This window comes from Brevundimonas sp. FG8 (assembly GCF_057808845.1).
Window position 1 is genome coordinate 1 of sequence record NZ_JBMDIU010000020.1, and the last position, 11,371, is coordinate 11,371.

Here is an 11,371-nt window from a genome sequence, read left to right on the forward strand (position 1 = left end):
CCCCCCCCCCCCCGCCAATCGGTCAGGGAACGCCCGGGTCGGCGGGTTCGTAGCAGTTCATGGCGAGTCGGGGGTTGGGACATTCCCAGAACCCGGGTGAGGTTTCGCTCGGCGATACGAACACACAACCCGCATTCAGCATGCAGGCCTCATAGTCATTCGTCACAGCGGTGCGTGTGAGGTTGTCGATTCGGTTGGGTGTGGCCGTATTGGCCGGAACTGCGATGCTCGAGAGCAGCAAGGCGGTGGCGGAGATCATGGCGGTCTTCAGCATGTAGTCCTCCTGTAAGCGAGCCGGAAAGGCTCGATTGCAACTTGAGGTGCGACGCGCGTTTGCGTCAAGCTGTATAGTCAAGCTGGCGTGCGATCACACGCGCTGCGAGAGCGTGCCGCTCATCCGCCACTGTTAGGCGGGTTCTGCCTGAGCGGGTTGGCGGATGGAGGCCTTCCGCCTCGATTGTCGAAGGAAAAATGGTGGCTGGAGGCGGGCTCGAACCGCCGACCTGTGGGTTATGAATCCACCGCTCTAACCAGCTGAGCTACCCAGCCCCGATTTCTCGAGTCCCGGCGGGAACTGGTCTGACCGCCGGAAGAGGCGTGCCTATAGAGGCGAGACGGGGCGGGATCAAGTCGCTTCGAAACACAGAGGCGTCGGGGCGATCCGCCGCATCCCCGTGACGGCCGTTTCGGGGAACTGTAACGAGAGCTGCGCCGTTTCGCGGCGAACCGTTTTCGCCGGAGTCTGACCATGCGCCTGATCGCCCTCGCCGTCACTGTTTCCGCCCTCGCCATGGCCGGCGCCTGCGGGGCCACGGGGCAGGACGCCCCCGCCGCCCGGTCCGGCGCATCGCTGGAAACCCGTCCCGCTAACAACCCGTCCCAGCAGCCGGCGACTGGTGACCAGACCCGCGCCCCCGCCGTCCGCACCGAGGCGGCCCTGACGCACACGGTCGTGGCCTCGGGCCTGCAGAACCCGTGGGGCCTCGCCCTGCTGCCGGACGGCCGCTGGCTGGTGACGGAAAAGCCGGGCCGTCTGCGCATCGTCACCGCTGACGGCCGGGTCAGCGAACCCGTGGCGGGTCTGCCCGCCGTCTCGGCGCGCGGGCAGGGCGGTCTGCTGGACGTCATCGTCGGCCCGACCTTCGGTCAGGACCGCCTGATCTACTGGAGCTACGCCGAGCCCCGCGAAGGCGGCAACGCCACTTCCGTCGCCCGCGCCCGCCTGTCGGACGACGGAACGCGTCTGGAGAACGTGCAGGTCATCTTCCGCGCCCTGCCGGTCTATGACGGCGACAAGCATTTCGGCTCGTCGCTGGCCTTCGCCCCGGACGGCAAGCTGTTCATCACCCTGGGCGAGCGCTCTGACCGCCCGATGCGCCCGCAGGCCCAGGATCTGGCCTCGCACATGGGCAAGACCATCCGCATCAACGCCGACGGCTCGGTCCCGTCCGACAACCCCTATTTGGGCCGCCAAGGCGCCCTGCCGGAAATCTGGTCGCTGGGTCACCGCAACGTCCAGGGCATCGCCATCACCCCGACCGGCGACGTCTGGACCATCGAGCACGGCACGCGCGGCGGCGATGAGCTGAACCTCGACCGCGCGGGAGTGAACTACGGCTGGCCGATCATCGCCTATGGCGTCGAGTATGCGGGCGGCGCCATCAATGAGGGCGTCACCGCCCGCGAGGGTCTGGAGCAGCCGGTCTATTACTGGGACCCGGTCATCGCGCCGGGCGGCATGGCCTACTATGACGGCGCCATGTTCCCGGGCTGGCGCGGCAACCTGCTGGTGGCGGGGCTGAAGGAGAAGCGCATCTCGCGCCTCGTGCTTCAGAACAACCGCGTGGTCGGCGAGGAATATTTGCTGACCGATCTGGGCGAGCGTGTCCGTGACGTGGCCGTCGGCCCCGACGGCGCCGTCTGGGCCATCACCGACGAGGCGGACGGCAAGCTGGTCCGCCTGTCGGCGCAATAAAACGCAAACGCCTCCGGCCGGTGCGTCCATTTTTGACGCATCGGCCTGCTAGGCTGTGCGGCTCTGGTCTTTGACAGCCGAAGCCGCCCCGAAACCTGCGCCAGAAAATGTGCACTAAAGTGCACTTAAAAAAAATATTGAGTGGCGTTCAGTCGCGCAGCAGCTCGTTCACGCCGGTCTTGGCGCGGGTCTGGGCGTCAACGCGTTTGACGATGACGGCGCAGTACAGGCTCGGCCCGCCCTTCGGGTCCGGCAGGCTGCCCGGCACCACGACGCTGTAGGCCGGCACCTCGCCGCGGAAGATCTCACCGGTCTCGCGGTCCACGATCTTGGTCGAACCCGACAGATAGACGCCCATTGCCAGGACCGCGCCCTCGCGGACGATGACACCCTCGGCCACCTCGGCGCGGGCGCCGATGAAGCAGCCGTCCTCGATGACGGTCGGATTGGCCTGCAGGGGCTCCAGCACCCCGCCGATGCCCGCGCCGCCCGACAGGTGCACGTTCTTGCCGATCTGGGCGCAGGAGCCGACCGTGGCCCACGCGTCGACCATCGAGCCTTCATCGACATAGGCGCCGATGTTCACGAACGACGGCATCAGGACGACGTTCTTCGCGATGTACGCGCCCCGGCGGGCGATGGCGCCCGGCACCGAGCGGAAACCGGCGCCCTGATAGTCGGCGGCGGTCCAGTCGCCGAACTTGTTGGGCACCTTGTCCCAGAAGGGGCCGACACCCGGGGCGTGGCTGGTCGGGCCGCGGTCGCCGGCGCGCATGATCTGGTTGTCGTTCAGGCGGAACGACAGCAGCACCGCCTTCTTCAGCCACTGGTGGGTGGTCCAGACGCCGTTCTCGCCGCGCGAGGCGACGCGGGCCTGCCCTGAGTCCAGCAGGTCCAGGGCCTGCTCGACGGCGTGACGGACCTCGCCGTGGGTCGCGGCCGAGACGTTGGCGCGGTCGTCCCACGCGGCTTCGATGACGGCTTCCAGATGGGTCAGGTCGGTCATGCGGCGGCGTCCTTGAAGGTCAGGTCGGTCAGGAAGTCTGTCAGATCGGGGGCGATGTGGTCGATATGGTCGCCGAGCGGCTTCCCATGCCCATCCCCGATCAGGACGGTGGTCATGCCCAGCACCTTGGCGGGCTCAAGGTTCTTCGGCGTGTCCTCGAAGAAGGCCGCCAGCCGGGGCTCGAAGCCGAAGCGTGCGATCACCTTGCGGAAGGTGGCGGGGGCCGGCTTGGGCGTCAGGTCGGCGTCCTCGATGGCGAAGACCCCGTCAAAGCAGTCGGCCACGCCCAGCCGATCCAGCACCCGGCCCGCGTACTCGCGCGCGCCGTTGGTGAAGACGATCTTGCGGCCCGGCAGGCGGCGCAGCTGCGCGGCCAGCGCCGGATTGGGCTCAAGGCTGTCCATGGGCACGTCGTGGACGTCGTGCAGGAAGTGTTCGGCGTCGATGGTGTAGTTGGCCATCAGCCCGGCCAGGGTCGTGCCGTGCTCGTCCAGGAACTGGCGTTGCAGCACGCCCGCCTCCTCGGGGTTCAGGCCGACGGCCTCGACGACGTAGGCGTTGATCCGGGCCTGGACCAGCCGCATCAGCCCCTGCTCCCGCGGGTACAGGGTGTCATCCATGTCGAACACCCAGGTGTTGACGTGCGACAGGTCGATCAAGACGCCTTCACCAGGGTGCCCGCCCCGTACTCGGTGAACAGCTCCACCAGCATGGCATGGGGGCGGCGGCCGTCCAGGATGACCACGGCCTCGACGCCCGCCCGGACCGCGGCCATGGCGGTCTGCAGCTTGGGGATCATGCCGCCGGTGGCGACGCCGTCCTCGATCAGCCGCGAGGCCTCGCCCACCGACATCTGCCGGATAATCTCGCCGTCCGCGCCCTTCACGCCCGGCACGTCGGTCAGCAGCAGCATCCGCTTGGCCTTCAGTTCACCGGCCAGGGCGCCCGCGACCGTGTCGGCGTTGACGTTATAGGTCGCCCCGTCCGCGGCCACGCCGATCGGAGCCACGACCGGCACCCAGTCGTCGGTCTCCGAGGCGATCAGCCCCTTGATCAGCTTGGCGTCCACCTTTGTCGGGTCGCCGACGAAGCCCAGATCGACCTCGTGCTCGATCATGCTGTCGGGATCGCGCTTGGTGCGACGGGTCTTCTCGACCGTCAGCAGGCCCGCGTCCTTGCCCGACAGGCCCACGCCCCGAACGTCCGCTTCCTTGCCCGCCACGGTGATCCAGTGGGCGATCTCCTTGTTGACCGCCCCGGACAGGACCATTTCGGCCACCGCCATGGTGTCGGCGTCTGTCACGCGCAGGCCGTCGACGAAGTTCGACTTCACCCCGGCCTTGTCCAGCATGGCGCTGATCTGCGGCCCGCCGCCGTGCACCACGACCGGGTTCACGCCCATCAGCTTCAGCAGCACGACATCGGCGGCGAACTGCTTGGCCACGGCGACCTCGCCCATGGCATGGCCGCCGTACTTGATGACGACGGTCTCGCGGTCATAGACCTGAATATACGGAAGGGCCTCGGCCAGCGTCTTCGCCGTGGCCCAGCCGCGTTCCTCGGATTGCCGTTCGATCTCGTCCATCACGAGCGGCTCCCTAATGCCAAGGCCGCGCCCTGTCATCATGAAACCGGACGGCGGGGCCGTCGTTTGCTCTTCCATGAACCCGCACGACATTGATGATAGAGACCTGACGCCGACCGATCCGGTGGATCCGGCGTCGCTCCAGCACCCGGATGCGACGCTGTGTCCGGAGTGCGCGGGGACGGGCGCGCTGGCCGACGGCGAGGTCTGTCCTGTCTGCGAAGGGACGGGAAAGGCGACCGGCCGAACGGGCGGCGGCTGAGTTCTCACAACCAAAGATTGGCGTCGGGGCGTTGCTCACTGTCAGTTGAAAGAACGTCGCACGCTGGCGCTTGTCGTTTCAGCGCGCGGCGTTAGGTTGACCGCTTTCCTATTCCGGTCTGGGGTCCCAGGATGTTCGACAGTTTCAGCAACCGCTTTGGCGGCGATCAATCGGGACGGTTCGCCGAAGACCTGAATTTCGGCGGCGGTCTGGGCTCCGCTGACGATACGAGCGCGACGTCGTCGAACGACTCGTTCGGCGCCATCGCCAGCTACCAGGTGTGCGGTTGCTGCGCGCGCTTCCATGGCGTGGTCTCCAACGGTGAAGGCGGCCTCGGCGCGATCCTGAACAGTGATGATCGCGGCGGTTCAGGCCCCAACGACAAGCCTTCGCTCACGCCCGGGGGCGCCGGCGAGCAGATCACCCGCTCCAACACCAGCTGGGCCGCCGGCCTCGGCCAGGCCGCGACGGTGACCTTCGCCTTCCGCGCCTCGGTCACCACCATGCCGACCGACACCACGGGCTTCAGCCAGTTTTCGGCCCAGCAGATCTCCGTGGCGATCCAGTCGCTGCAGGCCTGGTCGGATGTGGCGAACATCACGTTCACCCGCGTGACCGACGCCGGTAGCCAGTACTCGAACAACGCCACCATTCTGTTCGGCAACTACGCCTCCGGCCAGGACGGCGCGGCGGCCTTCGCCTATCTGCCGGGCGCCATGCCCGGTCCGACCGGCGCCAATGCCGTTCAGGGCGACGTCTGGATCAACAGCTCGCTCAGCTACAACGCCAGCCCGATCCTCTATGGCTACGGCACCCAGACCCTGCTGCACGAGATCGGCCACGCCATCGGCCTCAGCCACCCGGCCACCTACAACGCCTCGGCCGGCGTCTCGATCACCTACTCGGCGAACGCCATCTATTTCGAGGACTCTCGCCAGTACACGGTGATGAGCTACTTCAGCGAGCGGGAAACCGGCGCTGACTTCCGCCTCAACGGCACGGGTCAGACCTACTATGCCTCGGCGCCGTTGCTCGACGACATCGCGGCGGTCCAGCGTCTGTACGGGGTCAATACGACCACCCGGACCGGTGACACCGTTTACGGCTTCAACTCGAACGCCGGTCAGCCGTGGTTCTCGGTCACCACGGCGGGCAGTCCGCTGATCTTCGCTGTCTGGGATGCCGGGGGTATCGATACCTTCGACTTCTCCGGCTACTTCCAGAATCAGGTCATCGACCTGCGTCAGGGCGCGTTCTCCAATGTCGGCGGCATGGTCGGCAACGTCTCGATCGCGGTCGGTGTGACCATCGAGAACGTGATCGGCGGCTCGGGCGCGGACACCATTCGCGGCAACTCGGCCGACAATATCATCCGGGGCGGCGGCGGCGCGGATGTGATCGACGGCGGTCTGGGATCAGACACCGTGGTCTTCACCGGGGCGCGCGCTGACTACACCATTACCTGGAACGGCCAGGTCGGCACCGTGACCGCGAACGGTCTGCCGCCGGTGACCATCACCAACGTCGAGTTCCTCCAGTTCTCGGACCAGACGATCGCGGCCGCCCCGACCGGTGGTCTGGTGGTCGGCGGCGATCTCACCAATGAGACGATCAACGGCTCCGCGCTGGGCGATACGCTCGGCGGCCTCGGCGGCAATGACACCATCAACGGTCTGGTCGGCGATGATTATCTCGACGGCGGCAGCGGCAATGACAATCTGAACGGCGGCGAAGGCAATGACATCCTCATCGGCGGTCTTGGCGACGACGCCCTGAACGGCGGCGCCGGCAACGATACGGCTGACTATTCGGGTGCGGGTGCCGGCATCACGGTCGACCTCGCCCAGGGGCTGGCCGGCGGGGGCGCCGGGTCGGACACGCTGGTGAGCGTCGAGAACGTCACCGGCACCGCCTATTCCGACACCATCACCGGGGATGCGAACGCCAACATCATCCGTGGCGGCGGCGGGGTCGATACGCTGAACGGCGGCGGCGGCGACGATCAGCTGTTCGCCGGCGCGCCCGGCATTTCCGGCGGTGCGCCGGACGTCGTGAAGGATCGCTTCACCGCCAACGCGACCCAGCAGACGGCTGTTTCGCTGACCGGCACGTTTGATCTGGGCGCTCGCGCCGGTGTGGCCAACGCCGGCACGGTGCCGCACTCCACCGTGGTGGCGACGACCCATGGCGGCCTCGAATATTACGCCTTCACCGTCAATGAAGGGGGCGCGGCGATCGTCATCGACATCGACAACGCCAACTTCGATTCGACCTTGCGCCTCTTCAACGCCGAGGGGGCTGAGCTGGCCTCGAACGACGACGACGCCTCCGACGGCGGGGCGGCGACCGATTCACGGCTGACCTACACCGTGACCACGCCCGGCACCTACTACATCCAGGTCGGGGAGTACGCCTCGGGCGGCGGCGTGGGCGGCTTCGGGACCACGGCGCCGGCGGCCGGCGGCACATACACCCTGCACGTCTCCGTGCCGGGGCAGCCGGTGCAGCCGCTGATCGAGGCCGGCGGGACCCTGAACGGCGATGCGGGCAATGACGTGCTCACCGGCGGCGTCGGACGTGACACCCTGAACGGCGGCGCCGACAACGACACCCTGAACGGCGGCCTGGGTGATGACGTCATGAACGGCGGCGACGGCCTCGATACGGTCGTCTATGCGGGTCTTCGGTCGTCCTACACCATCAGCACCTCGAACGGCGTCACCACCATCACCGGCCCTGAGGGCACGGACACCCTGACCAATGTGGAGCGCCTACAGTTCTCCAACGGCCTGTTCGATATCGCCGGCAATCCGGTCCAGGCGTCGGAACCGATCGAAGGGACCGCGAACGCCGACACGCTGAACGGCACATCGAACGATGACGTGATCAACGGCCTGGCCGGCGACGATGTCATCAACGGTGGTCTGGGCAACGACACCATCAACGGCGGCGACGGCATCGACACCGCCGTCTTCAGCGGCACGATCGCCCAGTCCGGCGTCTCGACCAACGGGCCGACCACCACGGTCACCGGTCCGGACGGCACGGACACCCTTACGAACGTCGAGTATCTGCGGTTCACCGACGGCACCCTCATCGTCGGCGCCGGCGGCGGGCAGTTGTTTACCGGTACGGCGAATGCGGACAGCCTCACCGGCACCGCCTTCAATGATGAGATCAACGCCGGCGCCGGCGACGACACGGTCAACGGCGCGGCGGGCAACGACGCCATCAACGGCGGCGACGGCGACGACGTCATCACCGGCGGCGCGGGCAATGACACGATCAACGGCGGCGCGGGCACGGACACGGCGGTCTTCAGCGGCACGATCGCCCAGTCCACCATCAACCAAATCCCGTCGGGCGCCTGGCAGGTGGTCGGTCCGGACGGCACGGACATCCTGAGCCAGGTCGAGTACCTGCGCTTCGCTGACGGCACCCTGATCGTGGGCGCGGGCGGCGGCCAGTATTTCGCCGGCACCGCGAACGCCGACACCATCAACGGCACGGCCTTCAACGATCAGATCGAAGGCGGCGCCGGCGCTGACGTCATCGACGGCGCGGCGGGCAATGACGCCATCAACGGCGGCGACGGCGACGATGTGATCACCGGCGGCGCCGGTTCGGACACCATCAACGGCGGCGCGGGCGCCGACACCGCGGCCTTCGCGGTCGGCGGCGTGTCCTACAGCGTGACGTCCAGCGGCGGCACGGTCACCGTGACCAGCTCGGATGGCGTCGACACCCTGACCAATATCGAGCGCCTGCGCTTCGCCGGCGTCGAACTGGCGGTCAGCGCCCTGGGTGGAATCACCCTCATCGGCGCCAATGCCGGCGAGACCCTTAGCGGTGCGGCCACCAATGACCGCCTGTACGGTTTCGGCGGCAATGACACCCTGAACGGCGCGGACGGCGACGATGTTCTGGCCGGCGGTGCGGGCGCGGACGTCCTGAACGGCGGCGCGGGCAGCGACACCGCGGACTATTCCGGCGCGACGGCGGGCGTCACGGCGCGGATCGACACCCAGTCGGCCTCCAACGACGGTGACGGCGGCGCCGACACCTTCACCTCGATCGAGAACATCACCGGCTCGGCCTTCAACGATCTGTTGGTCGGCGACGCCGGGAACAACATCCTGTCGGGCGGTCTGGGCCGTGACGTCATCATCGGCGGCGCCGGCGACGACACCATTTCCGGCGGCGGCGATGTGCCGAACGAGCTGTACGGCGGTTTGGGCAACGACACCTACATCGTCGAACACCGCTCGGACTCGATCGTCGAAAGCGCGGGCGAGGGCTACGACACCATCCGGTCGTCCCTGTTCCAGATCAACATGGCCGCCAACATCGAGGAACTGGTCTATACCGGAACCGGAACCTTCACCGGCGTCGGCAACGCCCAGAACAACGTGATCCGCGGCGGCGCCCTGCGCGACACCCTGATCGGCGGGGCGGGCGATGACGTCCTGTACGGCGGCGCAGGTGCGGCCAACGAGCTTTATGGCGGCGTGGGTGACGACACCTACATGCTCGATGTGGCCGATACGGTCATCGAGAACGCGGGCCAGGGAATCGATACCGTCATCACCGCGACCCTGACCGGCTACAACCTGGGCGCCAATATCGAGAACCTGACCTACACCGGGACGGGCAACTTCACCGCTGGCGGCAATGCTCTGGACAACGTCCTGACCGGCGGCGTCGGCGATGACATCCTGCGCGGCCGCGGCGGCGCCGACACCCTGATCGGCGGCTCCGGCAATGACACCGCCGACTACAGCCTCGCGGCGGGCGCGGTGACGGCCCGTCTGGACACCAACACCGCCTCCAACGACGGCGACGGCGGCGTGGACACCTTCCAGTCGATCGAGAACCTGACCGGTTCGGCCTTCAACGATCTGCTGATCGGCAATGGGGGCGCCAACGTCCTGTCGGGCGGCGCGGGCCGTGACGTCATCATCGGCGGCGCCGGCGACGACACCATCTCCGGCGGCGGTGATGTGCCGAACGAGCTCTACGGCGGCACGGGCAACGACACCTACATCGTCGAGCACCGCTCGGATTCGATCGTGGAGCTGGCCGGTGAGGGCGTCGATACGGTCCTGACCGCCCTGTTCCAGGTGAACCTGTCGGCCAATGTCGAAAACCTCACCTACACCGGGACGGGAACCTTCACCGGCGTCGGCAACGCCGGCGGCAACACCATCCGCGGCGGCGCCCAACGCGACGTTCTGTTGGGGCTGGGCGGCAACGACATCCTGATCGGCGGTTCCGGCGCGGCCAACGAGCTCTACGGCGGCGACGGCGATGACTATTACATCCTGCAGGTCGCCGACACGGTCATCGAGGCCGCCGGGGCGGGCAACGACACCGTCGACGCCCGTATCCTGACCTACACCCTGGGCGCCAATGTCGAGAACCTGATCTTCGGCGGCACGGGCAACTTCACCGGCACGGGCAACAGCCTGAACAACCTCATCGTCGGCGGCGCGGGGGATGACGTCCTGCGCGGCGGTGGCGGCAATGACACCCTCCAGGGCGGGCTGGGCAACGACACCGTCGTGCTTGCCGGCACGGCGGGTCAGTACACCATCACCGTCGAGGGGGCGGGCTACCGCGTCGTGGACAATACTCCGGGTCGCGACGGTTCGCTGCTGCTGAGCAGCATCGAGACCCTGCGCTTCGGCGACGGCTCGACCCAGACCCTGACGTCCCCCATCCCGGGCGCGCCGGAAGCGGCGACCGTCACGGGCAAGGACATCCATGGCGATCACTTCGTCCTGCCGGCTCTGGAGGATGACCTGTTCGTCCTGCCGACCCTGGCGGGCGACAAGGAGGCCGAGGCGGGCCCGCAAACCCTGCCGGCCCTCGCTGCTGACAAGATCCTCGAGGTCGGGCCCCAGGTCCTGCCGGGAATGGCGGGCGAGAAGGTCGTCGAGGCGGGGCCGCAGGTGCAGCCCGTCTCGCATGATGACTTCCTCGTTTCCGGCGGCGACGAGCCGCTGGTCCTGCCGGGCCAGCCGGACGAAGACGTGTTCGGAAGCGACTTCGTCAAGCTGCCGACGGTCTCCCTGTGGTCCGACGATCCGCTGGTGATCCAGGGACCGCACGGGCCGCAGCTCCTGCAGGCAGAGCATCTTCCGGATGGTTTCAGCGCCCACGACCCCTGGGCCTGAAGCGGGTAATGCGGGAGCATCGCTCCCGCCTTGTCCACTCCGGTCGCCGATCCGGATTCACGCCCGACGGACCCGTACCGTCGGGCGTGCTTCGTTCTACCCGTGGCGGCTGTAACCTTGCGGTCACGCTGAACATTGTTCCGCCATAGTCCGGCTCGACCTCGGGGAAATGGGCTGTTATGAAAGCTTAGCGGCGGCTCAAACGCCGTCCGAATTCATTTTGGCTGCGGAGGGCATCCACCAATGCGCGTTAAGACTTTCATTCTGGCGTCGAGCGCCGCCGGGGCCCTCGCCCTGTCGGCCGGTGTCGCCGCGGCCGAGCCGAACGGCTGGTACGGTGCGATTGACGCCGGTTACCACACCGTTG

6 protein-coding genes and 1 tRNA gene are annotated in these 11,371 nt (G+C 67.5%); 2 read left to right on the plus strand and 5 right to left on the minus strand.

Going from position 1 to position 11,371, the window contains the following annotated elements; translation table 11 throughout:
• Positions 1–22: 22 nt before the first annotated feature.
• Together ACODRV_RS17340 and ACODRV_RS17345 are read right to left on the minus strand one after the other, a co-directional pair.
• Positions 23–274 carry a hypothetical protein gene (locus tag ACODRV_RS17340; RefSeq protein ID WP_141627894.1) on the minus strand — a complete coding sequence of 84 codons (252 nt, stop codon included), beginning with the start codon at positions 272–274 and terminating at the stop codon, positions 23–25.
• Between the two features lie 198 nt (positions 275–472).
• Positions 473–549: transfer RNA gene (locus ACODRV_RS17345), tRNA-Met, on the minus strand.
• Between the two features lie 199 nt (positions 550–748).
• Here ACODRV_RS17345 and ACODRV_RS17350 point away from each other — a divergent pair.
• On the plus strand, positions 749–1,975 hold the full coding sequence (locus tag ACODRV_RS17350; protein WP_488909170.1) for a PQQ-dependent sugar dehydrogenase: 1,227 nt from the start codon (positions 749–751) through the stop codon (positions 1,973–1,975).
• Positions 1,976–2,123: 148 nt separating this feature from the next.
• On the opposite strand, the gene dapD is transcribed toward ACODRV_RS17350, so the two are convergent.
• The 3 genes from dapD to argB are packed head-to-tail and all read right to left on the minus strand — an operon-like array spanning position 2,124 to position 4,566.
• Complete coding sequence (gene dapD, locus ACODRV_RS17355) at positions 2,124–2,981, minus strand: 2,3,4,5-tetrahydropyridine-2,6-dicarboxylate N-succinyltransferase (RefSeq protein WP_488909171.1); 858 nt, start codon at positions 2,979–2,981, stop codon at positions 2,124–2,126.
• Complete coding sequence (locus ACODRV_RS17360) at positions 2,978–3,640, minus strand: pyrimidine 5'-nucleotidase (RefSeq protein WP_488909172.1); 663 nt, start codon at positions 3,638–3,640, stop codon at positions 2,978–2,980. Before ACODRV_RS17360 ends, dapD begins: the two co-directional genes overlap by 4 nt.
• On the minus strand, positions 3,637–4,566 hold the full coding sequence (gene argB, locus ACODRV_RS17365; protein WP_168196877.1) for an acetylglutamate kinase: 930 nt from the start codon (positions 4,564–4,566) through the stop codon (positions 3,637–3,639). The genes ACODRV_RS17360 and argB overlap by 4 nt, the downstream gene beginning before the upstream one ends.
• A 393-nt stretch (positions 4,567–4,959) precedes the next feature.
• Here argB and ACODRV_RS17370 point away from each other — a divergent pair, with 393 nt between their 5' ends.
• Positions 4,960–11,004, plus strand: coding sequence for a M10 family metallopeptidase C-terminal domain-containing protein (locus ACODRV_RS17370; RefSeq protein WP_488909173.1), 6,045 nt, complete (start codon positions 4,960–4,962; stop codon positions 11,002–11,004).
• Positions 11,005–11,371 lie beyond the last annotated feature (367 nt).